This is a genomic window from Nocardiopsis sp. LOL_012, assembly GCF_048060475.1.
Lineage (GTDB): Bacteria > Actinomycetota > Actinomycetes > Streptosporangiales > Streptosporangiaceae > Nocardiopsis.
On sequence record NZ_JBHMIV010000015.1, the window covers coordinates 31,148 to 56,055 of the forward strand.

Annotated in this window: 27 protein-coding genes and 1 tRNA gene; 18 read left to right on the forward strand and 10 right to left on the reverse strand. The window is 71.8% G+C overall.

The features are described from left to right. The first annotated feature begins 53 nt into the window (after nucleotides 1–53). Nucleotides 54–1,040 (forward strand): NADPH:quinone oxidoreductase family protein, encoded by a 987-nt coding sequence (locus ACFHWE_RS11780; RefSeq protein WP_416601109.1) that lies wholly within the window; start codon nucleotides 54–56, stop codon nucleotides 1,038–1,040. 322 nt (nucleotides 1,041–1,362) lie between these two features. Then, complete coding sequence (locus ACFHWE_RS11785; protein ID WP_416601112.1) at nucleotides 1,363–2,355, forward strand: coiled-coil domain-containing protein; 993 nt, start codon at nucleotides 1,363–1,365, stop codon at nucleotides 2,353–2,355. Nucleotides 2,356–2,393: 38 nt separating this feature from the next. Here the strand turns inward: ACFHWE_RS11785 and ACFHWE_RS11790 are convergent, their stop codons facing one another. Then, entirely contained in the window at nucleotides 2,394–2,999 is a 606-nt protein-coding gene (locus tag ACFHWE_RS11790) for a class I SAM-dependent methyltransferase (RefSeq protein WP_416601115.1), read from the reverse strand. Between the two features lie 180 nt (nucleotides 3,000–3,179). Between ACFHWE_RS11790 and ACFHWE_RS11795 the strand changes: the two genes are divergently transcribed. The 4 genes from ACFHWE_RS11795 (at nucleotide 3,180) to ACFHWE_RS11810 (ending at nucleotide 5,362) form a co-directional block, all read left to right on the forward strand. Further along, nucleotides 3,180–3,839 carry a dienelactone hydrolase family protein gene (locus tag ACFHWE_RS11795; RefSeq protein WP_416601118.1) on the forward strand — a complete coding sequence of 220 codons (660 nt, stop codon included), beginning with the start codon at nucleotides 3,180–3,182 and terminating at the stop codon, nucleotides 3,837–3,839. A 71-nt stretch (nucleotides 3,840–3,910) separates the two neighbouring features. After that, a tRNA-Pro gene (locus tag ACFHWE_RS11800) sits at nucleotides 3,911–3,984 on the forward strand. Nucleotides 3,985–4,532: 548 nt separating this feature from the next. Then, on the forward strand, nucleotides 4,533–4,799 hold the full coding sequence (locus tag ACFHWE_RS11805) for a hypothetical protein (protein ID WP_416601121.1): 267 nt from the start codon (nucleotides 4,533–4,535) through the stop codon (nucleotides 4,797–4,799). Between the two features lie 275 nt (nucleotides 4,800–5,074). Continuing rightward, nucleotides 5,075–5,362, forward strand: coding sequence for a LapA family protein (locus ACFHWE_RS11810; RefSeq protein WP_416601123.1), 288 nt, complete (start codon nucleotides 5,075–5,077; stop codon nucleotides 5,360–5,362). Here ACFHWE_RS11810 and ACFHWE_RS11815 read toward each other — a convergent pair. Continuing rightward, nucleotides 5,304–6,611: an alkene reductase gene (locus ACFHWE_RS11815; protein WP_416601126.1), complete on the reverse strand. Its 1,308-nt coding sequence runs from the start codon at nucleotides 6,609–6,611 to the stop codon at nucleotides 5,304–5,306. The genes ACFHWE_RS11810 and ACFHWE_RS11815 overlap by 59 nt on opposite strands. Continuing rightward, nucleotides 6,608–7,225, reverse strand: a complete 618-nt coding sequence (locus ACFHWE_RS11820) for a class I SAM-dependent methyltransferase (protein WP_416601129.1) — start codon at nucleotides 7,223–7,225, stop codon at nucleotides 6,608–6,610. Before ACFHWE_RS11820 ends, ACFHWE_RS11815 begins: the two co-directional genes overlap by 4 nt. Nucleotides 7,226–7,677: 452 nt before the next feature. Between ACFHWE_RS11820 and ACFHWE_RS11825 the strand changes: the two genes are divergently transcribed. The 5 genes from ACFHWE_RS11825 (at nucleotide 7,678) to ACFHWE_RS11845 (ending at nucleotide 11,884) form a co-directional block, all read left to right on the forward strand. After that, complete coding sequence (locus tag ACFHWE_RS11825; protein ID WP_416601132.1) at nucleotides 7,678–8,346, forward strand: esterase/lipase family protein; 669 nt, start codon at nucleotides 7,678–7,680, stop codon at nucleotides 8,344–8,346. Between the two features lie 138 nt (nucleotides 8,347–8,484). Next, entirely contained in the window at nucleotides 8,485–9,504 is a 1,020-nt protein-coding gene (locus ACFHWE_RS11830; RefSeq protein WP_416601135.1) for a glutathione S-transferase family protein, read from the forward strand. Between the two features lie 72 nt (nucleotides 9,505–9,576). Next, the gene (folP, locus tag ACFHWE_RS11835) at nucleotides 9,577–10,437 is read left to right on the forward strand and encodes a dihydropteroate synthase (protein ID WP_416601138.1); all 861 of its coding nucleotides are present in this window, start codon (nucleotides 9,577–9,579) and stop codon (nucleotides 10,435–10,437) included. Then, nucleotides 10,434–11,126, forward strand: coding sequence for a hypothetical protein (locus ACFHWE_RS11840; protein ID WP_416601141.1), 693 nt, complete (start codon nucleotides 10,434–10,436; stop codon nucleotides 11,124–11,126). The genes folP and ACFHWE_RS11840 overlap by 4 nt, the downstream gene beginning before the upstream one ends. Then, nucleotides 11,114–11,884 (forward strand): pyrimidine reductase family protein, encoded by a 771-nt coding sequence (locus ACFHWE_RS11845; protein WP_416601143.1) that lies wholly within the window; start codon nucleotides 11,114–11,116, stop codon nucleotides 11,882–11,884. Before ACFHWE_RS11840 ends, ACFHWE_RS11845 begins: the two co-directional genes overlap by 13 nt. Here the strand turns inward: ACFHWE_RS11845 and ACFHWE_RS11850 are convergent. From ACFHWE_RS11850 to ACFHWE_RS11860, 3 genes are all read right to left on the reverse strand, one after another. Beyond that, a complete protein-coding gene (locus ACFHWE_RS11850) occupies nucleotides 11,881–12,927 on the reverse strand; it encodes a PrsW family intramembrane metalloprotease (protein ID WP_416601147.1) in 1,047 nt (348 codons plus the stop codon). The two genes, ACFHWE_RS11845 and ACFHWE_RS11850, sit on opposite strands and share 4 nt — an antisense overlap. Beyond that, on the reverse strand, nucleotides 12,924–13,547 hold the full coding sequence (locus ACFHWE_RS11855) for a hypothetical protein (RefSeq protein ID WP_416601150.1): 624 nt from the start codon (nucleotides 13,545–13,547) through the stop codon (nucleotides 12,924–12,926). Before ACFHWE_RS11855 ends, ACFHWE_RS11850 begins: the two co-directional genes overlap by 4 nt. A 99-nt stretch (nucleotides 13,548–13,646) precedes the next feature. Further along, nucleotides 13,647–14,693 (reverse strand): NAD(P)-dependent alcohol dehydrogenase, encoded by a 1,047-nt coding sequence (locus ACFHWE_RS11860; protein ID WP_416601152.1) that lies wholly within the window; start codon nucleotides 14,691–14,693, stop codon nucleotides 13,647–13,649. Nucleotides 14,694–14,928: 235 nt separating this feature from the next. Between ACFHWE_RS11860 and ACFHWE_RS11865 the strand changes: the two genes are divergently transcribed. Continuing rightward, complete coding sequence (locus ACFHWE_RS11865; RefSeq protein WP_416601155.1) at nucleotides 14,929–15,120, forward strand: hypothetical protein; 192 nt, start codon at nucleotides 14,929–14,931, stop codon at nucleotides 15,118–15,120. Nucleotides 15,121–15,142: 22 nt separating this feature from the next. On the opposite strand, the gene ACFHWE_RS11870 is transcribed toward ACFHWE_RS11865, so the two are convergent. After that, nucleotides 15,143–17,629 carry an ATP-dependent Clp protease ATP-binding subunit gene (locus ACFHWE_RS11870; RefSeq protein ID WP_416601157.1) on the reverse strand — a complete coding sequence of 829 codons (2,487 nt, stop codon included), beginning with the start codon at nucleotides 17,627–17,629 and terminating at the stop codon, nucleotides 15,143–15,145. A gap of 223 nt (nucleotides 17,630–17,852) precedes the next feature. Between ACFHWE_RS11870 and ACFHWE_RS11875 the strand changes: the two genes are divergently transcribed. Genes ACFHWE_RS11875 through ACFHWE_RS11885 form a run of 3 tightly spaced genes read left to right on the forward strand, consistent with a single transcriptional unit; the run spans nucleotide 17,853 to nucleotide 20,537 of the window. After that, a complete protein-coding gene (locus ACFHWE_RS11875; RefSeq protein WP_416601160.1) occupies nucleotides 17,853–18,896 on the forward strand; it encodes an ABC transporter substrate-binding protein in 1,044 nt (347 codons plus the stop codon). Nucleotides 18,897–18,904: 8 nt separating this feature from the next. After that, on the forward strand, nucleotides 18,905–19,675 hold the full coding sequence (locus tag ACFHWE_RS11880; protein WP_416601163.1) for an ABC transporter ATP-binding protein: 771 nt from the start codon (nucleotides 18,905–18,907) through the stop codon (nucleotides 19,673–19,675). Beyond that, on the forward strand, nucleotides 19,668–20,537 hold the full coding sequence (locus ACFHWE_RS11885; protein WP_416601166.1) for an ABC transporter permease: 870 nt from the start codon (nucleotides 19,668–19,670) through the stop codon (nucleotides 20,535–20,537). Before ACFHWE_RS11880 ends, ACFHWE_RS11885 begins: the two co-directional genes overlap by 8 nt. 52 nt (nucleotides 20,538–20,589) lie before the next feature. On the opposite strand, the gene ACFHWE_RS11890 is transcribed toward ACFHWE_RS11885, so the two are convergent. Next, complete coding sequence (locus ACFHWE_RS11890; protein ID WP_416601169.1) at nucleotides 20,590–21,183, reverse strand: Dps family protein; 594 nt, start codon at nucleotides 21,181–21,183, stop codon at nucleotides 20,590–20,592. A gap of 328 nt (nucleotides 21,184–21,511) precedes the next feature. On the opposite strand from ACFHWE_RS11890, the gene ACFHWE_RS11895 reads away from it, so the two are divergent. Next, complete coding sequence (locus ACFHWE_RS11895; RefSeq protein ID WP_416601269.1) at nucleotides 21,512–22,339, forward strand: aldo/keto reductase; 828 nt, start codon at nucleotides 21,512–21,514, stop codon at nucleotides 22,337–22,339. Between the two features lie 22 nt (nucleotides 22,340–22,361). On the opposite strand, the gene ACFHWE_RS11900 is transcribed toward ACFHWE_RS11895, so the two are convergent. Continuing rightward, complete coding sequence (locus ACFHWE_RS11900; protein ID WP_416601172.1) at nucleotides 22,362–22,523, reverse strand: hypothetical protein; 162 nt, start codon at nucleotides 22,521–22,523, stop codon at nucleotides 22,362–22,364. An 82-nt stretch (nucleotides 22,524–22,605) separates the two neighbouring features. Here ACFHWE_RS11900 and ACFHWE_RS11905 point away from each other — a divergent pair, with 82 nt between their 5' ends. Further along, nucleotides 22,606–23,130, forward strand: a complete 525-nt coding sequence (locus ACFHWE_RS11905) for a RidA family protein (protein WP_416601175.1) — start codon at nucleotides 22,606–22,608, stop codon at nucleotides 23,128–23,130. 82 nt (nucleotides 23,131–23,212) lie between these two features. Beyond that, on the forward strand, nucleotides 23,213–23,824 hold the full coding sequence (locus ACFHWE_RS11910; protein ID WP_416601178.1) for a TetR/AcrR family transcriptional regulator: 612 nt from the start codon (nucleotides 23,213–23,215) through the stop codon (nucleotides 23,822–23,824). Here the strand turns inward: ACFHWE_RS11910 and ACFHWE_RS11915 are convergent. Continuing rightward, entirely contained in the window at nucleotides 23,815–24,744 is a 930-nt protein-coding gene (locus ACFHWE_RS11915; protein WP_416601180.1) for a sulfotransferase, read from the reverse strand. The genes ACFHWE_RS11910 and ACFHWE_RS11915 overlap by 10 nt on opposite strands. Between the last annotated feature and the right edge of the window lie 164 nt (nucleotides 24,745–24,908).

Below are 24,908 nucleotides of genomic sequence, written 5' to 3' on the forward strand. Positions count from 1 at the left end.
GGGTCACAGCCCCCGCAGGAACGACCGGCCGACACACTTAAGGAGAGGACCGCATGAAGGCCTGGCAGGTAGCGGAGCTCGGCGAGCCCCGCGACGTACTCACGCTCGTCGACGTCACCGACCCCGAGCCGGGGCCGGGACAGCTCGTGGTCAAGGTGCTGGCCAGCCCCGCCAACTTCCCCGACGTCCTCATGTGCCGCGGGATATACCAGGTCAAGCCGGAGCTGCCGTTCACCCCCGGGGTGGAGCTGTGCGGCGAGGTGGTCGCCCTCGGCGAGGGCGTCACCGGCTTCTCCGTCGGCGACCGGGTCCTGGGCGGTGCCGTGCTGCCCTGCGGAGGTTTCGGTGAGCTCGCGCTCATGGAGTCCGCCAAGACCTTCCCCGCGCCCGCCTCACTCGACGACGCCGAGGCCGCCTCGCTCTACATCGGCTACCAGACCGGCTGGTTTGGCCTGCACCGCCGGGCGGGGCTGCGCTCGGGCGAGACGCTGCTCGTCCACGCCGCGGCCGGAGGCGTCGGCAGCGCCGCCATCCAGCTCGGCAAGGCCGCCGGGGCGAAGGTCATCGGCGTCGTGGGCGGCCCGGACAAGGCCGAGGTCGCCCGCACACTCGGCGCCGACGTGGTGGTGGACCGCCACAAGGAGGACTTCGTCGAGGTGGTCAAGGCCGAGACCGGGGGGCGGGGCGCCGACGTCGTCTACGACCCGGTCGGCGGCGACACCTACAAGCGCTCCACCAAGTGCATCGCCTTCGAGGGGCGGATCCTCATCGTCGGCTTCGCCGCCGGCGAGATCCAGGCCGCCAAGCTCAACCACGCCCTGGTGAAGAACTACTCCATCGTGGGCCTGCACTGGGGCCTGTACAACACCTACGACCCCGAGGCCGTGTCCGAGTGCCACCGTGACCTGAGTGCGATGGCCGACCGCGGCGAGGTCAAGCCGCTGATCAGCGAGCGCCTGCCGCTGGCCGACGTCGCCGACGGGGTGCAGCGCCTAGCCGACGGCACCACCGTCGGACGGGTGGTATACCAGGCAGGATGAGCCGTGGCCCCGCCGGGGCCGTGACGCGTGTCGGCCGCGCCCCTTTTGGGCGCGGCCGACGTGTCGCGGGGTTCGCCCCGGGCGGGAAGGGGGGCTGAATTCGTCCGTATCGTTCCCGGCCGTGGGCGATGCGGACGCTCCCGGTGAGAAAATCCCTGGAATTAGGCGTTCCCCCGCAAAATCTCGTATTGTCTTCTCTGTAACCGTCGCCCCACGGGCACCGTTTCCAGGGTGCCGTGCGCCGAGCGAGCCGGTTCCGGGCCACAGGGCCCCCTCGCGTAGCACGGACCCGCTCCCGGCATGTTCTATGGAGCTGGCATACATGACTCGTACCTCCGGACCCTCCTTCGGCGCGCCCGTACCGCGCCGCCGGAAGCGGGCCCGACTCGGCGCGCTCACCCTGTGCGCGGCCCTGCTCGGCACCCTTCCCCAGGCCGCCCAGGCCGAACCCGGGGACGGCGAGGAGGAAGAGGTCGACATCGAGGAGCTCCGGGCGCGGGCCGAGGAGCTGGAGGAGACCTACGACGGTGAGCTCCTCCAGTTCACCGAGATCTCCGACCGCGCGGAGGCCGCCCAGGAGGACCTCGCCGAGGTCGAGGAGGAACTGGACGAGGTCCGGCCCTCCGTCGCCCGGATCGCGCACAGCCAGTACACCAGCAGCGGGGTGGACCCGACCCTGGAGATCGTGTTCAGCAGCGAACCCGAAAGGCTCGTCGAGGACGCCTCCACCGCGCAGAAGGTGACCGCCAGCCAGGCCGAGCGGATCGCCGACCTCGTCCAGCTCCAGGAGGAGCGCCAGGTCATCGCTGAGGAGGCCGAGCAGGAGCTCACCGAGGCCGAGGAGCTCATCGAGACGCTCGAAGAGGAACGGGACGAGGTCGAGGCCCGGATCGAGGAGTGGGAGCTCGCCCAGGTGCCCCAGCCCGCACCCGCCGGCAGCATCCCCGCCAGCAAGCAGGGCTGGGGTTTCTACGGCGCCACCAACACCATGGCCGCCATCCGCGACGCGGTCATCCTCGACGTGGGCGTCCCCTACGAGGTCGGCTGCGCACGCAACAGCGCCGACGACCACGGGGTGGGCAAGGCCTGCGACTTCATGACCGCGCCCATCGGCTCCTACTCCAGTGGGTCGGGCGAGGCCTCGGGGAACGCGATCGCGCAGTGGGCGATCGACAACGCCGACCGCTACAACGTCAAGTACGTCATCTGGAAGCAGCGGATCTGGCACTCCACCAACCGCCAGTGGGTGTACATGAACGACCGGGGCAGCGTCACCGAGAACCACTACGACCACGTCCACATCAGCTCGTACTGATAGGGAGACGAATCCCGTCTGTTGCGGGATTCGTCCCCTCACCGCAGGCGCCGCGCCCGCAGGACGGTGTCGTGGGCGTGGTGCGTGCCCGGCGGCGCGGGGGCGGTGCGCGGGCGGGCCCCGTCGGCGAGCACCTCCCAGTCCCCGTCCAGGAGCCCGGCCACGTCGGCCGGGTGGTAGTAGTCGTTCGGGTCGAAGTCGCGTTCGTGCTCCGGCGGCAGGTCGGCGATGTCATGCCCGACGTAGAGGAGTGTGCCGCCCACGGCCACGGCCGAGAGCAGGCCGAGCAGTGCGGTGTGGCCCGGCTCGCGCCGGAGCGGGAAGTACTGGGCCGACACCAGGTCGAACCGGCCGGCCGGCGGAGGCGCCGTGGCGAGGTCGGTCTGCGTCCACGCCACCCGGTCGGCCACGTCCGCCCCTGCGGCGGCCGCGCGCCGCAGGGCCACGCGCGAGACGTCGACCGCGGTGACCCTCCACCCGCGCCGGGCCAGCCAGAGCGCGTCGCCGCCCTCCCCGCACCCCAGGTCCAGCGCGTGCCCCGGCGGCAGGTCGGAGACCTCGGTGACCAGCACCCCGTTCGGGTTGCCGCTGAACAGTCGCTCGCTGCTGCTGTATCTCTCGTCCCAGATCCGGGCGTCGTCCATCGTCGCTTCCCTTCGCTCGTGCTCGCGGACCAATCTGTCCCGCCCCGGCCGGGGCGGCAACGTTCCTTGCCGAAGCCGCAAAGCCGCGGTGCCCTCCCGGGGCGGGTGTGGCGTCCCCGGGCACGGGTAGTCCCTTGACAAGGGCGAACACGGACCGACCTCCGAAGGGGGCGACTCGCCATGGCCGAGTACGGGGTGGCCGTGGAGACGGCGGGCGTGTCACTGGAGGGCGATCTGGTGCTGCCCCCCGACCCTGTGGGGGTGGTGGCCTTCGCCCATGGCAGCGGCAGTTCGCGCCACAGCCCCAGAAACAGGAGGGTCGCGTCCGTGCTGGGGGAGAGCGGGTTCGCGACCCTGCTGTTCGACCTGCTGACCACGGGCGAGGAGGAGATCGACCGCGTCACCGCGCAGCACAGGTTCGACATCGGCCTGCTGACGCGGCGCCTGTCCGGGGCCGTCCTGTGGATCACCGCCTACCGTGGGACGCGGGGGCTGCCGGTCGGCCTGTTCGGCGCGAGCACGGGGGCCGCCGCCGCACTGTGTTCGGCGGCCGACCTGTCTGAGAGTGTCGGTTCGGTGGTCTCGCGGGGCGGGCGCCCCGATCTGGCCGGGACGGCGCTGTCGCGTGTCCGCGCGCCGGTGCTGCTGGTCGTCGGGGGAGCGGACCGCCAGGTGCTGGCCCTCAACGAGATCGCCGCACGGCGCCTCGCGGGGGAGCACCGGATCCACGTCGTGCCGGGGGCGACCCACCTGTTCGAGGAGCCCGGAGCGCTGGACGAGGTGTCCGAGGCCGCCGCGGGCTGGTTCACGCGAACCCTGGGCACCCGTCAGCCGGTTTGAGGCCCGGTTCGAGTGCGCTCGCGGATGCGATAGGGTTTCACCTGTTGGCGGCGCGAGAGCGCGCCGCCGCACGGGACGTAGCGCAGTTTGGCAGCGCACTTGACTGGGGGTCAAGGGGTCGTGGGTTCAAATCCCGCCGTCCCGACAGAAGGAAGGGCGTTCACTCGGGTGAGCGCCCTTTCGTGTATTCGGGGTGTGTGCGCCGAGGCTCCGCCCTGCCGTCGAGGTTCGTCCCAGGGAGAACCCGATGGCCCGAGGTTCGCCTCAAGGCGAACCTCGGGCCACCGCCACACGCCATGGCGGGACCGGCGCTCGCGCCCCGGTCTTCGCACCGCGAGTCGAGGGGTACGGCGTGAGAGGACACCCCGCCCCGTGCTGATACCCGCCGCTTACCTTAGTGATATTGCCCCTGGCCCGGCCTCACGGCCTTCTCCCAGCCACTGCCGGTTGGCCCGGTCAGAGACGTTTCCCGACAGGGCGGGGAACGAAACCCTGGCTTTCCTTCTGGCGGACAGTGAGGATACGGGGAAGGCACCCGTTTTTCATTCTGCGAAGTAGAAGGAAAAGTGTTTCCTGTAGCATCGGTGCCAGATTTGGTGCATGTGTCGGTGAGTACTCGGTGGTGTCATACCGTCGTAGCAACACCGCAAGAGGTGTTCCACAAGCAGCTGTTGGAGGGCCAGGGCGAGGGCGTTGCTTCAACGAATTGACACCACCAAGTACTACGCCGGCGCGAAGACCGAACTGGTTGTGTTTCCTTATGCGCAGATGGGCGACGTCGAGTTCGTATACAAAAGCGAGTGGAAGTATCCGCGCAAGTACGGACCCCATGTGTGGATCGAAGCGACATCGTCCGGTTGGACGAAAAAGCTGATCATGGCCGAGTGGGGTGCGGACTCCTACCGGAGGATGACGGACCTCCTGCGCAACATCTCGGCGTTCGTCGGGCGTGGGAGTTGATCATCGGCGGGGCCTCATACTCTGTGTGCTCTGCTTTGGCTGCTCCCTGCCTCCACCGGTACCCGGGCGATGTGGAGCGCCCTCTTCGCCCCCTTGAAGGTGGGGGCGGACCGTCCGGCGACCGCAGAGCGGGGTGACCGGGCCTGCCGGATCCGGAACGGGAATTGACCCTCCCCTGCCCCGGCGGCGGCCGGATCGGGGAATGCCTACGGACCCGGGGCGCGCATCCCGCCCGGCCCGGGCAGGCACCACCGATCCCGGGCCGGGAGGCGCAGATGGACTCACGAACACCACCGGACGGCACGGCCGCCGGGGCGGGCGCACCCGCGAAGCGCTTCTCTCTGGGGTCGATCCCCACCCGCCTGTGGGTGGCGCTCATCCTGCTGATCCTGGCCGTGATCTTCGTGGCGCAGAATCGGGACGCGGTGCAGATCCAGGTCCTGGTCGTGTCCCTGTCCGCTCCGTTGTGGGCCACGCTGGGCGGTGCCGTCCTGGTCGGCCTGGTCATCGGGCTGCTCCTGCGCCCCTCGGCCCGCAAGCAGCGCAAGGCCGCCCAGCGCTGAAGCTCTGGCCGGGTGCTGGGCCGGCGGCATCCGCGTCCGGCCGCACACATGCCGGGAGGCGTTCGCGGCACGTGGCGTCGAGACGACGTCCAGGTTCGAGTCCCGGGCTTCCGGCGGCCCGAAGCCGATGGCGTGGGTGTTCACTGCTGGGCCGTCTCACCGGACGCGCTTCGCCGACCCCGTCCGTCGGGTAGCCGGTGTACCCACGTGCACCACCGGTGTAGAAGGTCTCCGTGATCGGCGCGGTCTCCGGTCGGTCATGACGCCGGCGTTGGGCGAGATCGGGGTTGGAGATCGCGGGTCGCCCGACGGCGACCGCGTCGGCGTGTCCGGCATCCACGGTTTCGAGGGCGGTATGGCGGTCGGTGACCTGTGAGAACCCGGTGTTGGCGATCATGTGGGTGCCTGATCTACGCCGCAGTTCCTGGACGAACCCGCTTTTGACCGTCGGATGGATCATGCTGACGTAGGCGGGCGGTCGGCTTTCGAGGCCTTCGAGCAGTGCCGTGTATGTGGCCGAGACATCCTGTTCATCGGTCTCCAGGGAGCCTTGGATGTTCGCTCCCGGCGAGATGCGGATGCCGACTCGATTCGCGCCGATCGCATCCGCGACCGCCTCGACGGCCTCGGTGACGAATCGGGCTCGGCGCCGGGGAGAGCCGCCGTACTTGTCGGTGCGAAGGTTCGTCGATGGGGCGAGGAACTGGTGCAGGAGGTACCCGTTGGCGGCGTGCAGCTCGACACCGTCGAAGCCGGCCCTGCGAGCGCGGCGTGCAGCCTCGGCGTGCGCTTGGACGAGGTGGGTGATGTCGGCTGCCGTGGCCTCCGGCATCGTGCGCCCGGGGTGGTGGCCGTGGTGGTCGTCGTAGGCGACGGCTGAGGGAGCGAGGACCGTGTCGATGCCGGTGATGCTGGGACTCGTGACTCGGCCCGCGTGCATGAGTTGCGCGAAGACCGGTGTTCCGTGGGCCCGCACGGATCGGGTGACCGCTGACCAGCCATGCGTGTGGGTGCTGCCGGTGAGTCCGGGCTGGTTCGGGTCGCGACCTTCCGGGCCGGGGTAGAGGCCCTCAGTGACGATCAGGCCGAACCCCGCGCGCTGGGTGTAGTACTCGGCCATGAGCGCTGTGGGCGTTCCGTCTGCTGCGGCACGCCGCCGGGTCATCGGAGACAGCACGAGACGGTTCCGGAGCGTGGTGCCTCCCATGGTGAGCGGCTGCCACAGTTTCGAGGCCGACGCCTTGGTCATCGCGAGTCCTCCCGGCGCATCGCCACGATCGTGTCGATGACTTCGGCCTGCTGGCCGCCCGGTCCGTTGGCCTTACGCGTGGCCGAATCGAGAAGCGCAGTGCTCCAAGCGGGGCCGAGGCCAGGGGCTTGCGCGAGTCGGGTCGGCGTCGGATGGACATGCGAGCGCGTGCTCCATGACCACGGAGCGCTCGAACCGTGGTCGATGATGACGAGCGCGCCGCCAGGCTTGACCGTCTCGGCAGCATGCCGCCAGATGTCGTTCCGGTCGGGAGCGTAGAAGAAGCTGCTGAGCACGAGGTCGAAAGGACCGGTCGGCACCGCTTGAACTGTGGCGTCCCACTGGGCGGCCCTCACCCGGTTCGACAGGCCCCGTCCGGCGGCGCGTGCCGCGATGCGGTCGACTGCGGTCTGTGCCACGTCCAGCGCTGTGACCGTCCACTTCTCGTCGGCCAGCCATAGCGCGTCCCCTCCATGGCCGGCTCCCAGTTCCAGTGCGTGGCCGGGCTCGGTGAAGAGCGTCCGGATCGTGGATACGGTCGCTTCGTTGGGTGTGGTGCCCCACTCCGGGTCCAGGGCCCGGTAGTGGTTCTCCCAGAAGTCTGCGTCGTACACCGGCATTCGGAGTATCCGTTCTATTACACGTCCGCGGCTGTACCGCCAGTCCCCTCCAGATTCGGCAGGGAGGTACGGGAGTACGAGCTGGGTTGCGGTTATGGCAACCGTGGAGGCCGGTACGCCATGAGGGATATGCGCGAGTACCACAATCGGGAGGTCCGCTGCTCACCGGCCGCCCGCTTCGCACGCAACGCGGAGGCGGGCCGCTCTATCGATAGGGTCGGCCGGAGACGTAATGGGCGCATCGGGTACACCGGTGCGCCCTTCGCGCGCCTGGACCCGTGGAACCACCGATCCGGACGCCGAACTGTCCGGTTCGGGGGGCGCTCCCGGTCGACCCCCTGGCACGTCTGGCCGCGACACGGCCCGTCACTCACCGGATGCGCGGGTGCGAACCCGCCACGGATACTCAAAGCGCCCCAACCCCCCAGTGAAGAAGGGATTCGACGATGCGCTCTCCCCTCGCGCCCGTCGCGGCCGCCCTGGCCCTGGCCTTCGCCGTCCTCACCCCGATGGCGGCCCAGGCCGATGAGCGGAACCCCGTCCTCTTCGTCCACGGTTACAGCGGCAACGCGAGCAACTGGGACGAGATGATCGACGATTTCGTCGACGACGGCTGGGACCGCGACCGCCTCTACGCCATTACCTACGACTACAACGCCTCCAACGTCACCACCGCCGAACTGATCGCCGACGAGGTGGACGACATCCTCGACGAGACCGGCGCCGAGAAGGTCGACATCGTCGCCCACTCCATGGGCAGCCTGTCCTCCCGCTGGTACGTGAAGTTCCTCGGCGGGACCGAGACCGTCGACAACTGGGTCTCGCTCGCCGGCCCCAACGAGGGCTCCTGGGTGGAGCTGCCCTGTGTGCAGACCGCCCCCGGCTGCGCCGAGGTCGTCCGCGGCTCGGACTTCCTGGACCAGCTCAACGGCGGCGACCCGACCCCGGGCGACGTCTCCTACACGACCTTCCGGTCCTTCTGCGACTTCATCGTCCTGCCCTCCGCCAGCGTCAGCATCACCGGTGCCGACAACAACTCGGTCGGCTGCGTCAGCCACATCTCGTTCGTCAGCGACAACGGTGTGTCCGACGACGTGCGCGACACCCTCGCCTGACCGGTCCCGCCCCTCGGCGGACGGTCCCGGATCCGGAGTGCTGCCGGGTCCGGGGCCCGTACCGTGCCCGCCCGGTGTGTACGGTTGTGGGGCCGTGAGCCCGGCTCCGGCCGGGCCGTGAACGACGGGGGGACGGACATGCGCGCCAACAGGATGCCCACCGAGGAGATCAAGCGCGACCCGGCGGCCTTCGACGACCGGGTTACCGCAGACGGCCGCTACGGCCGCCGCGCCGAACCGGGCCGCTACCGCCTGGTCGTCAACCGGGCCTGCCCCTGGGCGCACCGGGTGGCGATCGTGCGCCGACTGACGGGCCTTGAGCAGGCCCTGCCACTGGCGGTCACCGACCCCAGGCAGGAGATCATCGACGGCGACCCCCACTGGGTCTTCACCGAGGCCACCGGGAGCCCGGGAGACCGCGACCCGGTGCTGGGCATCCACGCGCTGCGCGAGGCCTACCTGGCGCGCGACCCCGGATACGACGGCGGTGTCAGCGTCCCCGCCCTCGTGGACGTGCCCAGCGGCCACCTGGTCTCCAACGACTACGACCGGCTCGGCCTGGACATGGCCACCGAGTGGGGCGGCCTGGTCCGCGCCGGGGCGCCGGACCTGTACCCGCAGGCGCTGCGCGAGGAGATCGAGGAGGTCGGCCGCGGTGTCTACCGCGACCTCAACAACGGCGTCTACCGGTCCGGGTTCGCCCCCGACCAGGCCCGCTACGACCGCGCGGTCCGTGCCGTCTTCACCCGCCTGGACGCCCTGGAGGAGCGGCTCACCGGCCGCCGCTACCTCGTCGGGGACCGCGTCACGATCGCCGACATCCGGCTCTTCACCACCCTGGTGCGCTTCGACGCCGTCTACCACGGCCACTTCAAGTGCAACAGGCGCAAACTCATCGAGTACCCGGCGCTGTGGGCCTACGCGCGCGACCTGTTCCAGACGCCCGGGTTCGGCGACACCACGCACTTCGACCACATCCGCGTGCACTACTACCACGTGCACACCGCCATCAACCCGTCCGGCATCGTCGCCGTCGGCCCCGACCCCCGAAACTGGCTCACCCCGCACCACCGGGAGGAACTCGGCGGAACCCCCTTCGGCGACGGCACCGCCCCCGGCCCGGTGCCCGCCGGTGAGCGCGTCCCCGACCTCGGCTGACGGTCCCCGCGGCCCCCGGCGCGCTCCGGCGAGGCGGTGGCCTAGTGTGGGCGCCAGGGAGGCGGATACCGAGTGCTGAGACTGCGGGGGCGCGAGTACGGCCCGGACGAGACGCTGGTCATGGCGATCGTGAACCGGACCCGGGACTCCTTCTACGACCATGGTGCCACCTGGGAGGACGCGCCCGCCTTCGCGCGGGTGCGCCGAGCGGTCGCCGAGGGCGCCGACATCGTCGACATCGGGGGCGTCAAGGCCGGACCCGGCGAGGAGGTCGACGCCGAGGAGGAGATGCGCCGCACGGTCGGCTTCGTGGCGGCCGTCCGCGCCCAGTTCCCCGACCTGGTCATCAGCGTCGACACCTGGCGCGCTCCGGTGGGGCGTGCCGCGATCGAGGCCGGCGCCGACCTGCTCAACGACTCCTGGGGCGGTTACGACCCCGGCCTGGCCGAGGTCGCCGCCGAGTACGGGGCCGCCCTGGTGTGCACCCACACCGGCGGCCTCACACCCCGCACCGGCCCGGTGCGTCCCGTCTACGACGACGTGGTGCGCGCCGCGATCGAGGCGACGGTCGGGCTCGCCGAACGCGCGGTGTCCCTGGGGGTCGACCCCGCCTCCGTGCTCATCGACCCCGCCCACGACTTCAACAAGAACACCTGGCACTCGCTGGAGCTCACCCGCAGGCTCGACGAGATGACGGCGACCGGCTGGCCGGTGCTCGTCGCCCTGTCCAACAAGGACTTCGTGGGGGAGGCGCTCGACGCCCCGCTGGGGGAGAGGCTGCCCGGCACGCTCGCCGCCACCGCCGTCTCCGCCTGGCACGGAGCACAAGTCTACCGCGTCCACGAGGTCGCCCAGACCCGCCAGGTCCTCGACATGGTGGCCTCGATCCGCGGAGTGCGGCCCCCCGCGCGGGCGGTACGGGGGCTCGCGTGATCGTCGCGACCGCCGTGTGCCCGCATCCGCCGCTGCTCATGCGCGAGCTCACCGGAATCCAGGACGCCGCGGCCGATCTGCGCGGGGTGTGCGTGTCGGCGGTGTCCTCGCTCCTGTCCGTCCCCGACCTGGACGTGGTCGTGGTGGTGGGGGGCGGCGACGCCTCCGGCGAGGGCGCCTCCGGCGGCGACCCGGCGCACCTGTACGCGGCCCGGCCCCGGGCGGAGGGGGAGCGGCTCCTCCCCCTGAGCCTGGCGGTCGCACACCGGCTCCTGCGCGCGGTCGACCACGGCGTCCCCGTGGAGACGGCCACCGTGGCCTGGGACGCCCCCGCCGGGGAGATCGCCGCGCTGGGCCGCACCCTGGCCCGGCGCGCGCCCCGGGTCGGCCTGCTCGTCATGGGCGACGGCGGGACCCGCTGGGGCGTCATGGCCCCCGGGCACCTGGAGGGCGCCACCGTCGACGTCGACCGGGTCGTGGGCGAGGCCCTGGCCGCCGGGGACGCCCGTGCCCTGCTGGACGTGGACCCCCGGCAGGCGGATGAGCAGCGTGTGGGCGGGCGCGCCGCGCTCCAGGTGATGGCCGCCGCCGTGGCCGAGGGGACCGCCGTGCCCCGCCCGGAACCGCTCTACCACGACGCACCCTTCGGCATCACCTACTTCGTGGCGGTGTGGTCGTGCGACTGCTGATGAATGACATCGCCCCCGGCGTGGCCGCCCCCGGCGACGTCCTGGACGGCCGCGCTCTGGAACGGCTCTACGCCTACCCCGACACGACGGCCCGGGCGTGGACGCGCGCCAACATGGTGGCGACCCTGGACGGGGCGGCCGCGGGCAACGACGGCAGGACCGCCTCCATCAACACCCCCGCCGACCTGGTCGTCTACACGCTCCTGCGCGATCTGGCGGACGTGGTCCTGGTGGGTGCGGGAACGGCCCGGACCGAGGGCTACCGGCGGACCGAACCGCGCTCGCCCGCCTTCCGTGAGCGCGCCGCCGCCGAGGGGCGGACGGAGTGCCCGGTGACGGCCGTGGTGAGCGGTGCCGCCCGGGTGCCGCCCCTGCTCGCCGCGGACGTCCCCGGACACGGCGACGTCCTGCTGGTGACCTGCGCGGGCGCGGGCGGGGAGGCGCTGGAGCGGGCGCGGCGCACCGTCGGCCCCGAACGCGTGATCGTGGCCGGGGACACCGGTGTCGACCTACCCGCCGCCGTCGCCGAACTCCGCGCGCGGGGCCTGCCGCGCGTCCTGTGCGAGGGCGGTCCGCGCCTGCTGCGCGACGCCGCCGCCGCCGACGTGCTCGACGAGCTGTGCCTGACCGTCGTGCCCCGGCTGACCGCGGGTGTGGAGCAGCGCATCACCGTGGGCGCCGGTGTGGACCGGGCCCTGGTGCCGCGCCTGGTCGTCGAGCGGGACGGCACCCTCCTGCACCGCTGGATGCGCCCCTAAACTGTGTCGTCCCGCTCGCGTTCGGGTGCCGAGGGGGCCTCCGCGGCCGGTATGCGGCGGACGCGCCGCAGGTAGGCGGTGCGCGCCGCCGCGTAGACGGCCATCGTGGCGGCGAAGATCAGCAGAACCTTTACCAGGACCGTGAGGACGCCGCCCTGGAGGAAGGGGGAGTCCAGGAGCCAGTGCTGGCCCATCGCGAGCAGCACGAGCAGGGCGGCCCCGGCGGCGCGGCGGCGGCTCGGACGCCAGTCGGCGGCGGCGAGCAGGCCCACGGCGGTTCCGGCGACGGCCGACATCGCCCAGTGCGAGCCCAGCCCGGTGAGCCCGACCCGTACGACGGTGGACTGGAGGGCGGTCAGTACCGGGTCGGTCGCCCCCGACCAGGTCACGGACTGGAGCGCGTAGATGAGGTTCTCGGTGACCTCGAAACCGAGCCCGACCAGGGCGCCCAGCACGAACCCGTCGACGGGAGCGCGCAGCGCGTGCGGGAACACCAGCGCCACGAGCACGATCCCCGAGAGTTTGAGGAGCTCCTCGTTCAGCGGTGCGGTGAGCGAGGCCCCCCACACCCCGCTGAACTCCAGGCCCAGCAGTGTCGACCAGAGGGCGCCGAGTCCGCCGTTGGCGACGATCCCCGCGCTCGTCGCGGCGGTCAGTCCGGTCGCGACCGCCACGGCGGCGGCCGGTGTGTCGGGGGCGCCCCCCGGCCGGATCCGGCGCAGGATCCAGAAGCCGAAGGCCAGCGTCGCCAGGCCGAGGGCGGCCGCGAGCGCCGTCGCGGCGGGAAAGGCACGGGCGTGCCCGAAGAGCTGGTAGAGGAGGAACCCTGAGCCGACCGCGCACGCCGCCGCCAGCACGGCCGCCGCGGTGAGGGCGGGAAGCCGGGTGCCGGGAGGGTAGGCGCGGGGCCGGAGACGGGAAGGCAGGGCGTGCCGGGGCGCGGAGCCGGGCGGTGTGTCGCCGGGCTCGCGCGGTGCGGGGACGGCTCTGTGCTTGGCGGCCGGACCGGTGTCGGCGTGCCTCTCGCGGCGGGTGGGGCTCAACGGTCGCCCTCCTCGGTGAAGGTGACCGACCGGACCACGCTGCCGACCGCGGCCAGGTCGGCGGGGGTGGTGTCCTCCCCGCCCAGGACCACCTCCACGGCGAAGTCGCCGCCGGGGGAGGGGAAGAGTGAGGCGATCCCCGGCCCGTCGTCGCTGTGCAGGGTGCCGGTGAGGCCCGGTGTCCCGTCGTCGGAGGTCGTGGGGTCGGGGGCGGCGAGCCGTGCGGACGGGTCCTCGGCGCGCATGATCCGGCCCATGCCGTCCCACAGTTCGGTCTCGTCGGGGGGCTCCTGCTCGGTCGGGACGACCGAGTTCAGGGTCAGTTCCACCGGCCCGCGGGTGAAGTAGTAGGTCCGGTCGGCGGTGCTGGCCCCGGGGTGCAGCGCCCACCCGGCCTGGTCGAAGGTCAGGGAGGCCTCGTAGCCGCCGTAGGCCCCCACGGGCATCGCGCTGCCCTCCGGGACGGGCTCGGACCCGGGCAGGATCCAGTTGGCGACCGGCCAGGCCACGACCAGGAAGGCCGCCACCCCGGTGGCCGCGGCCAGGGCGGCCCACCGGCCGACGGCCTGGTGGTCTCTCCGTGTCCCGGCGCCCGTCGCGGGCTCGGTTCCTCCGCTCAACGCGCCTCCCCCTCGTTCACCCCAAGCGAAGCACCCGTACCGGTGCGAAGTGTGCAGGAAAGGAGGTCTTGGCGGGTTTTTGCCGGGATTTCACCCCGGTCAGTCCGGGTCGGGAACCACCACGGCGCGTCCAGACAGCTCACCCTCCTCCAGCCTGCGGTAGGCGTCCAGGGCGTCGTCCATGGCGAACAGCTCCAGCTCCGGGCGGATCTGCCCGGCCCGGTACATGTCCACGACCTCCCACAGGTCGCCGACGGTGCCCCAGTAGGTGTTGGTCACGTAGGACTCGTAGGGGTTGCTGAAGAACGAGAACTCGTGGGTGCCGCCCGCGATCCCCACCACGCTCAGGCGGCCCTTGGGGGCCATCGAGGAGGCCGCGGCGGCGATGGTGCCGGTCGTGCCCACGAAGTCGAAGGCCGCGTCGACGCCCCGCCCACCGGTGATCTCGCGGACCTCCTCGACCTGCCGTTCGCCTCCCGCGACGGTGACCGCGCCGTACCGTTCGGCGAGGTCGCGGGCCTTGGCGTCGAGGTCGGTGGCGATGACGGTCGCCCCCGTCAGCGCCTTGAGGATCTGCACGCCGATCTGGCCGAGGCCGCCCAGGCCGATCACCAGGGCGTGGCGTCCGCCGCCGGCCAGGTGCGGCAGGGCCTGTTTGACCGCGTGGTACGGGGTCAGTCCGGCGTCGGCGAGCGGGGCCGCGTGCACCGGGTCGGCGTCTCCCAGCGGGATGAGGTGGTGGGCGGGGACCGTCACGTACTCGGCCATGCCGCCGTCGCGGCCCAGGCCGACCGCCAGGTAGGGCAGGGACGCGGCGTTCTCGCAGTAGGTCTCCTCGCCGCGCGCACACGCACGGCAGTGGCCGCAGCCGATCGGCCCGTAGACCAGGTAGGCGGCCCCGGGGTCGATGCCCGAGACGTTGTCCCCGAGCCGCTCGGCCCACCCCGAGGTCTCGTGTCCGAGGACGAACGGGGGCTTCTGCGCGCCGGGCTGCCCCTGCTCGAAGTGCCGGTAGACGCTGACGTCGGAGTGGCAGGCCCCCGCCCCGGCCACGCGGAGCAGGACCTCGTCCGGGCCCGGTTCGGGCACGGGGACGTCGGCCAGGACGGGGAAGCGCTGGTAGTTCTCGAAGACCACGGCTTGCATCGGCGACCCCCTGCACACGTCGGTTGCCTGTGCGTCGGGTAGGGCGTGCCCCCGTTCGCACCAACGCACGACCCCGCACCGGTGCTTTTGTCCTTGACCTTGCGGCGCCGGGGCGCCTGTGTCGGTGGTGCACGGTTCCACAGGCTCATGCCGGGTAGATGCATTGACATCCGGCCCGTGGCCGACCGTCTCGGCCGCGGGCCGCGCCCCGCCCGCGCAGGGAAGGAGGACGGAGATGACCGCCCGAACCCGGGACGGCACCCTCCGCGAGCCGGATCCGATGCCGCCGGACCCGTTCCCCCCGACGCCGATGCCGGACCCGCCGCCCGTACCGGACCCGCCGCCGCCCCATCCGGAGCCGCCGATCCCCGAACCGGTCCCTCCGCCGCCGGGGCCGACCCCGGAGCCCGAACCGGAACCCATCTGAGGCCCGCGGGCGCGCCGCGCGGTCAGAACGCGTCGACGGTCGCGATCCGCAGCCGCTCGTCCTCGGTGTCGGCGTCCACGAGGACCTTGTCCCCGGGGGCGATCCGGTCGTCGAGGACCCGGCGCGAGAGCTCGTTGCCGACGTTGCGCTGGATCGTGCGGGCCAGCGGCCGGGCACCGTAGGCGGGCTGGTACCCGTGCTGGGCGATCCAGTCCACCGCGGCGTCGGTGAAGCGGACCGCGATGTCCTGCTCGGCGAGCCGCTCCTCGGTGCGCTTGAGCATCAGCCGGGTGATCTGGGCGAGTTCTCCGGACTCCAGCGGCTTGAACACGATGACCTCGTCGATGCGGTTGATGAACTCGGGCCGCAGCTCCTCGCGCAGCCGCCGCAGCACCCGCTGCTCGGTCTCGGTGTCCATCAGGCCCTCATCGGTGAAGCCCATCGGGGCGCCGCCGGTGATCGTCTCCGACCCGAGGTTGCTCGTCATGATCACCACGGTGTTGCTGAAGTCGACCGTGCGCCCCTGCCCGTCGGTGAGGCGGCCGTCGTCTAGGAGCTGGAGCAGCAGGTTGAACACGTCTGGGTGGGCCTTCTCCACCTCGTCCAGCAGTAGCACCGAGTACGGGTGCCGCCGCACCGCCTCGGTGAGCTGCCCGGCCTCCTCGTAGCCCACGAACCCGGGGGGCGCGCCGACCAGGCGGCTCGCGGTGTGCCGCTCCTGGAACTCGCTCATGTCGATGCGGACCATGGACTCCTCGCTGCCGAAGAGGCTCTCGGCCAGCGCCCGGGCCAGTTCCGTCTTGCCCACGCCAGTGGGCCCCAGGAACAGGAAGCTGCCCACGGGCCGGGTGGGGTCGGCCAGCCCGGCGCGTGAGCGGCGGATCGACTCCGAGACCGCGGTGACCGCCTCGTCCTGGCCGATGACGCGCCGGTGCAGGTCCTCCTCCAGGTGGACGAGCCGGTCGCGCTCCTCCCGGGTGAGCTGGGCGACGGGGATCCCGGTGTTGCGGGAGACCACCTCGGCGATGTCGTCGGCGCCCACCTCGGGCACCGACGATCCGGTGCCGCGCGCCTGGTGCACGGTGCCCCTGTGCCGGGTGATCTCGTCGCGTAGGGAGGAGGCCAGTTCGTAGTCCTCGTCCTGGACGGCCTTGTCCTTGCGCTCCTCCAGTTTCCTGACCTTGTGCTCCAATTCGCGCAGCGCGGAGCCGGAGCCCTTGGCGCGCAGCCGGACGCGGGCCCCGGTCTGGTCGACGAGGTCGATGGCCTTGTCGGGAAGGAAGCGGTCGGTGACGTAGCGGTCCGACATCTGTGCGGCGGCCACCAGGCTCGCGTCCCCGAAGCGGACCTGGTGGTGGGCCTCGTAGCGGTCGCGCAGGCCGCGCAGGATCTCGACGGTGTCCGACACCGACGGCTCGGGCACCAGGATCGGCTGGAAGCGGCGCTCCAGGGCCGCGTCCTTCTCCAGGTTCTTGCGGTACTCGTCGACGGTGGTCGCGCCGATGATGTGCAGCTCTCCGCGGGCGAGCGCGGGCTTGAGCATGTTCCCGGCGTTGACGGCCCCCTCGCCCGCGCCTGCGCCCACGATCGTGTGCAGTTCGTCGATGAACACGAGCAGGCGGCCCGCCTGTTCGCGGATCTCGTCGACGATCTTGGTCAGCCGCTCCTCGAAGTCGCCCCGGTAGCGGGTTCCGGCCACCACTCCGGCCAGGTCGAGCTGGACTAGGCGGCGCCCGTGCAGGGTCTCGGGCACGTCGTCGTCGACGATGCTCTGGGCGATGCCCTCCACGATGGCGGTCTTGCCCACTCCGGGGTCGCCGATGAGGACGGGGTTGTTCTTGCGGCGGCGGGCCAGGACCTCGATGCACTGCTCGACCTCGTCTTCGCGCCCCACGACCGGGTCCAGCCGCCCCTCCCGCGCCATCGCGGTCATGTCGGTGCCGAACTCGTCGAGGGTGGGGGTCTCCGAGGGCTCGGCCTCCTGCTCGGCGGGGGCGGCGGGGGTTCCGGCCGCCGCCTGGAGCTTGCGGGGGGTGACCCCGGAGTCGTGGAGGACCTGCCCGACCGGGCTGTCGGCGTTGACGGCGAGGGCGAACAGCAGGGTTTCGGGCGTGATGCTGGGGCTCTCGGCGGCGCGGGCGATCTGGAAGGCGTCGAGGAGGGTGCGCTTGGCCGCGGGGGTGAGCCGGGCCGATCCGCGGACCGCCCTCGGTGCCTGGGAGACGGCCTGTTCGATGACGGCCGTGAGCTCCTGGACGTCGGCGTCGGTGCTCTGCACGAGTACGCGGGTGGGTTCGTAGTGCAGCAGGGCCCAGAGCAGGTGGGCGCTGTCGACGTCGGCGCCGCCGGAGTTCAGGGCCCGCCGGGCGGCGGCGTCGGTGACCTCGCGGGCCTCGGGGCTCATCAGTTTCGACAGGTCCACGCGGTGGATCGGGCCCCGGGCCCCGAAGAAGCGGGACAGGAACTCGTCGAACGATCCGGCCTCGCCGCCGGAGGGGTCGTTGGTCATCGAGCGTCGCTCCCTGTACGTGAAGTGGTCGTATGATCACTTTAGGTGATGATCTGCGTGTTGCCGGTGGTGGCGGTGCGGCCCGTTGCCGGACGGTTCGCGGGCTCCGGGTGACAGGGATCACTCCTTCGGGGTGCGCGGGGGTCCGCGTTCAGCTTCCACAAAACCTACTCATTAAGTAGAGTTTCAGGCGGACGTCCGAACCGGAAAGGGGCCACCACTGATGCGACCGCCCGCGCCCGCCACGCGCGCGCTCGCCGCGTGCGCCGTCCTGGCACTGGCCCTGGCCGGCTGCGGAGCGCCCGGCGAGGACGACGGCCCCTCCGTGACCCTCGGCTACTTCCCCACCCTCACCCACGCCCCCGCCCTGGTCGGCGTCGAGACCGGCGCCTACGCCGACGCCCTGGGGGAGGGCGTCGCCTTCGACACCCGCGTCTTCAACGCCGGCCCGGACGCGATCAACGCCGTCTTCTCCGGCGAGGTCGACGTCGCCCTGGTCGGTCCCAACCCCGCCGTCAACGGCTGGGCCCAGTCCGAGGGCCAGGCCCTGCACATCATCGCCGGAGCGGCCTCCGGCGGGGCCGGGCTCGTCGCCGCCGAGGGGATCGAGGGCGTCGACGACCTGCGCGGCGGCACCGTCGCCAGCCCCCAGCTCGGCAACACCCAGGACGTGGCCCTGCGCTGGTTCGCCCGCGAGCGCGGCTGGGACACCGACGCGGCCGGAGGCGGAGAGCTCTCCATCCTCCCCCAGACCCCGGCCGAGATCGTCAACGCCCTCGAACTCGGCGAGATCGACGGCGCGTGGGTCCCCGAGCCCCACCTGAGCCGCCTGCTCACCGAGACCGGCGCCCACCTGCTCGTCGACGAGGCCGACACCTGGAGCGGCGGCGCGTTCGTCACCGCCCACCTGATCGCCGGAACCGCGTTCCTCCAGGACCACCCCGACCTGGCGGAGGACCTGCTGCGCGGCCACATCGACACCGTCGACTGGATCAACGGCCACCCCGAGCAGGTGCGGGCGGCCGTCGACGACCACCTTGAGGCGATCACCGGATCACGGCTGTCGCCCGAGGTCACCGAGGCGGCCTTCGGGCGGATCGACTTCACCGTGGACCCCGTCGCTCCGTCGCTGTACACCGGCGCCGAGCGCGCCGAGGCGGTCGGCCTGCTCGACCCCGTCGACCTCACCGGAATCTACGCCCTGGACACGCTCAACGCCATCCTCGCCGAGGACGGCCGCGACCCCGTCTCCGTGCTGGAAGGTTGAAACGGCCCATGACCATCACCACCGAGGCACCCTTGCGCACCAGCGCCGTGGAGGTCGACACGATCTCCAAGGTCTTCGGACGGGGACCGGCGGCCGTGACCGCCATCGACGGCATGTCCGTCTCCGTCGCCGAACACGAGTTCCTGTCCATCGTGGGCGCCTCCGGGTGCGGCAAGAGCACCCTGCTCTCCATGGTCGCCGGACTCGACCGCCCCACCACGGGCAGCGTGGACGCCGGCGGCCACAAGGTGGCGATGATGTTCCAGGAGTCCGCACTGTTCCCGTGGCTGACCGTGGGCGCCAACATCGAGGTCCCCATGAAGGTCGACCGCGTCCCCAGGGCCGAGCGCAGGCGGCGTGTCGCCGAACTCCTGGACCTGGTGCGGCTGACCGGGTTCGAGCGCAAGCGCCCCCACGAACTGTCCGGCGGCATGCGCCAGCGCGTGGCCATGGCCCGCGCCCTCGCCCAGAACGCCGACGTGCTGCTCATGGACGAGCCCTTCGCCGCCCTGGACGCCATGACCCGAGACATCCTCCACGACGAACTGGAGCGCATCTGGAGGGAGAAGCGCCTCACCGTCCTGTTCGTCACGCACAACGTGCGCGAGGCAGTGCGCCTGGGCGACCGCGTCGTGCTGCTCTCCAGCCGCCCCGGCCGCGTCATCGACGAGTTCGCCATCGAGGCCGAGCGCCCCCGGCGCATCGACTCCGCGCCGATCGCCACCCAGGCCGCCGTGATCACCGACCGGCTCCGCCAGGAGGTCTCGCGCCATGCCTGACACCGACACCCGGGACCGGCAGGTCCAGGGCCTGGACGCCCTCGAACTCAGACCCGAGAGCGCCCAACGCGGAGCGGCCCACACGGCCCGCCGGGTCTGGGCCGCCGCCTGGCCCAAACTGCTCGCGGTCGCCGTGGTCCTGGCCGCCTGGCAGTTGGTCGTGTGGTCGGGATGGCGCTCCGAGTGGGTCTTCCCGGGGCCCGACCGGGTCCTGCCCGTCCTGTTCCAGGAGGTCACCGGCGCCGAGTTCTGGGCCGCGGTGGGCGTCACCCTGCGGCGCGCCCTCACCGGGTTCGCGCTGGCCCTGGCGATCGGCCTGGTCCTCGGGCTCGCCGTCTCCCAGATCAAGCCGCTGCGCGTTGCCATCGGATCGCTGATCACCGGCCTGCAGACCATGCCCTCGATCGTGTGGTTCCCGTTCGCCATGCTGCTCTACGGCATCAGCGAGTCGGCGATCATGTTCGTGATCGTGCTGGGGGCCGCCCCGTCCATCGCCGGCGGCCTGGTCACCGGGATCGACTACGTCTCGCCCTCGCTCAAACGCGCCGGGCAGGCGATGGGGCTGCGCGGCCTCCAGTGGTACCGGCTGCTGATCGTGCCCGCCGCGCTGCCGATGTTCGTCAGCGGCCTCAAACAGGGGTGGGCCTTCGCCTGGCGCTCCCTCATGGCCGGCGAGCTGCTGGTGATCATCGACCAGCAGAACTCCATCGGATGGGCGCTCAGCCAGGCCCGGCAGCTCAACGACGCCGAACTGCTGCTGAGCTACGTCATCATCGTCCTGGCCATCGGCATCGTCATCGACGTGTTCTTCAACTGGGCCGACCGCTCCCTGCGCCGACGGTGGGGCCTGGCCACCGCCTGATGGGACTCGCCGGGTCCACGCCCCGCAGCGGGGCGCGGACCCGGCGCGGTGCCTACGAGTGCACGAGCGGCGTGTCCACCAGGTGCTCGGCCAGGAACCAGGCCTGGAGCTCGTTGCGGCGGATGACACCGGAGACCAGAAGGTCGTTGGTGCCGTCGTCGCCCGCCTCCTGGCAGCGCGCCGCCGCCTCGTGGCAGTCCTCCAGGATGGCCTCGTGCGCCTCCAACAGCCGGGAGAGCATCGCGGGGACCTCCTCGACACCGTCCGGCGGACGCGGGATACGGGTGATCTCCGCGACGTGCCTGGGGTCGCCGATGGCGACCCCGCCGAGGGTCTGGACGCGCTCGGCGATGTCGTCGATCAGCCCGGTCTGCTCGTCGGCGTGCTTGTCCATGAGCAGGTGCAACTGGTAGAACGTGTGCCCGCGCATGAGCCAGTGGTGCTTCTTGTACAGGCCGTGCAGGATCTGTGTGTCGGCCAGGACCTGGTTCAGCCGCTGGCACGAGTACATCCGCGTGTTGTAGGACAGGCCGATCGGGAGCTGGCGGACGGTGCCGAACTCCTGGATCTCCCTCCCCTTCTGGTGCAGCCAGGGCTGGCTGCTGCGCGGTCTGGGCGCCGTACCGGTGTTCTCCGCTGTGGTCACTGCGGACCTCCCCCTCCGTCGTCGGTGGACCGGTTCGGAGTGCGCGGGCACGCACCCCACACGCCAGTGTCGGACACCGACCTTCGCGGGAGGAGAAAGCGCGCGCCATCGGCGGGCAAGGCTTCTCCGAGGCCGTGGCCTGCGGGCGCTCCCGGGCGTGTCGTCGGCGCGCCGGGAGGGGCGGTGGAGGGGCGGAGCCGAAAAACCCCGCTCCGGCGCGGCGCAGCCTCAACGCCTGGCAGGGTACGGCGTGGCAGGATGCGGACAGGGCACGGTGGTGCCGCCGCTGGAGGAGCCGGGACAGGCCAGGGCCGACGGGGGATTGAAGATGACGCTTCCCGACGTGACGCTGAACAACGGCGTTCGCATGCCGCAGTTGGGCTTTGGGGTATGGCAGGTGTCGGACGAGGACGCGGTCGACGTGGTCGCGGTCGCCTTGGAGACGGGCTACCGCAGTATCGACACGGCCGCCGGCTACGGCAACGAGCGGGGGGTGGGGGAGGCCCTGAGCCGGGCCGGACTCGACCGCGAGGACGTGTTCGTCACGTCCAAGCTGGCCAACGACGACCACGGCTACGACAACGCTCTGCGGGCCTTCGACACCACCATGAAGAACCTGCACCTGGAGGTCCTGGACCTGTACCTCATCCACTGGCCGCTGCCCGCGCGGGACCTGTACGTCCCCACGTGGCGGGCCCTGGAGCGGTTGTACGCCGAGGGCAGGGTCCGCGCCATCGGGGTGTCCAACTTCCAGCGCCCGCACCTGGAGCGGGTCATGGACGAGGGCGGCATCATCCCCATGGTCAACCAGATCGAACTGCACCCGCTGCTCGACCAGCGGGCCCTGCGCGAGTTCCACGCCGAGCACCGCATCGCCACCGAGGCGTGGAGCCCGCTGGGCCGGGGCTACCTGCTGGAGCACCCGGTGATCGTGGACATCGCCGAACAGATGGAGCGCACCCCCGCCCAGGTGCTGCTGCGCTGGCACATCCAGCTCGGCAACGTGGCCATCCCCAAGTCGGTGACCCCGGAGCGGATCGAGTCCAACTTCCGGATCGACGACTTCGAACTCTCACAGGCGGACATGGACCGCATCGACGGGATCGACGAGGACAAGAGGTTCGGCCCGCACCCCGACGAGTTCGACGGGCGGTAGGGCCGACCGGCCGCGCGGAGCGTCAGTCGCGCAGGTCGCGCCGCTTGCGCGCGCCGACCAGCACGGTCTCGGGCCCCCTGCGGCGGATCCGGCCGACGTAGACGGCGCCCCCGACGAGGATCGCGGCGAAGACGGCGAGCACGGCGACCAGGGCGGCGGCCGACAGCAGGAAAGTAAGCGACATGCGCCCATCGTAGCGGCTGCGGACGGCCGCGGTCCGGCCGGTCCACGGCGGCGGACGGGGCGCCGGACCACGGAGGACCGCGATGGACCGCACACCGCACAGGATCGTCAACCCGATGTCCCTCCCGGAGCCGGTGGGCTTCTCACACGCGCTCCTGGCCGCGCCGGGCCGCACCGTGCACGTGGGTGGGCAGCTTCCGCTGCGGCCCTCGGGCTCGGTGGTCGGGGAGACGGTGGTGCAGCAGTTCGACCAGGCCCTGGCCAACATGGTGGAGGCGCTGCGCTCGGCGGGGGCCGAGCCCGGTCACGTGGTCGACATGTGCGTGTACACCACGTCCATGACCGCCTACCGGGCCAACCTGCCCACCCTGGGCTCGGTCTACCGCCGCCACATGGGGCGCTACTACCCGCCGATGAGCGTGGTGGGCGTCACCGAGCTGCTGGAGGCCGACGCCCTCGTGGAGCTGGTGTGCACGGCGGTGGTGCCCGAGGACGTGGACGAGGTGCTGGAGGAGGACGCCGAGGCCCTGGGGATGGTGGAGGCGGTCGAGGAGACCCTGGTCGCGCAGCCGCCCGCGGAGCGGGTGCCCGAGCGCAGCCGTGCCTGACCTGCGGGGGCGGGACGGTAGCGGCGTATACCGATTGGTATAGTCACCGGGCACCACCAGCACCATTCGAAGGACGGCCCCGATGACCGCCACCGCCGCCGAAGCCAGACCGCTGACACCCGCCGCGCGCAGGGTCCTCGACGTGGCCGGCCGGCTCTTCTACACGCGCGGCATCAACACCGTCGGCATGGAACTGCTCGCCGAGGAGGCGGGCGTGACCAAGAAGACCATCTACGACCGCTTCGGCTCCAAACAGGACCTGGTCGTCGCCTACCTGCGCGCCCGGGACGAGCGGTGGCAGGACTACCTCGCCCGCCATGTGGCGGGCGCCGGAACCCCGCGCGCCCGGGTGCTGGCCACCTTCGACGCCCTCTACGCCTGGATGGACGGGGAGAACCCGCGCGGCTGCGCCATGGTCAACGCCTACGCCGAACTGTCCGACCCCGACCACCCGGGCCGGGAGGTGGCCGTGGGGCAGAAGCTGCGGCTGCGAGCGCTCCTCACCGACCTCGTCGAACAGGCCGGTGCCGCCGCCCCCGAGCGCCTGGCCGAGGCCCTCGCCATGCTGCACGAGGGCGCGGTCGTCGCCCGCAGCGTCCTGGGCGACACCGACGCGACACGGACGGCCCGCGATGCCGCCGAGACCCTCATGGGCGCCCACGGGATCGCCGTCGAAGTCCCGTCTCAGGTGTAGCCGAGCCGGGACAGCTCGGTACCCGCGACCTCCCCGACCTCCCCGGCCTCCTGGCGGGTCAGGCGGTCGCGCCAGGCACCCGACCCCCACGAGGCGGGGTCCACCAGGTCCGTGGCCGACACACGCGCCCCCGTGAACTCCCGCAGCCGCTGCGCGGCGGCCACCTCCCCGCCGCGCACGTCCTCGTAGCGCAGGGTCATGAGCCGGTCCTCGCCGATCTCCCCGCGCAGGCGCGCGTGCATCCGCACGGCACCGCGCCAGCGCATCGCGCACTTGACCGCGTTGGAGCCGTCCCGGAACGCGGCCAGGTCGGCCTCCTCCCCCAGACCGAAGAAGTGGTTGGGGAACTCGTGCTCGATCCTGGCCGCGCTGGGGTTGAGCCAGGCCAGGGCGACCTCGTCGTCGAGCATGGCCGCGACGGCGTCCCGGCCGTCCCGGATGACCTGGACGAACAGGGCGTCGGGGAAGGCCTCGTGCAGGGCGCTGGCACAGAACAGCAGATCGGGCCCGGCGTCCCCGTACCGCCGGACCCCGGCGCTGTGCTCGCAGGGCTCCCCGGAGGTGTTGGCGGGCACACCCGCACCCGGTCCGGGGCACCGGGGACAGGTCAGGGGGGTCAACTGCCAGGCCTCGGCGTAGGCCTCGCGGAGCAGGCTCGCGGTCCCCGAGACCTTCTCCTGGGCCAGGGAGGGGCGCCGGGCGACGGCGTAGACGGCGTTGAGCACCCCGGGGGATCCGGAACCGAGGTGGAACCCCGGTGCGTGGGACAGGGTGCTGGCGATCTCGGGGACTCCGGAGTGGGGCGCGCCCAGGACGAACACCGGGCGCTCCACCTTGGTCCCGTTGACCACGAGGATGTAGGACGGCTGCTGCTTCATGGCAGTGTCGATTTTCGCACCTTTGGGGCATGTGGTGTGCATCGGTAGGGCATTTCGCACACGTGTCTCGTCCACGCCCGACCCCTCGGACGCGCCGCACCGCCCGGAGGCGGCGCGGAAGGAGACAGTACGGTGCCCGCGGCAACGATGGGGTGTGCCCTGGGTCACGAATGCCGCACGCCGGCCCGAACCGGATGTTTCGGGCG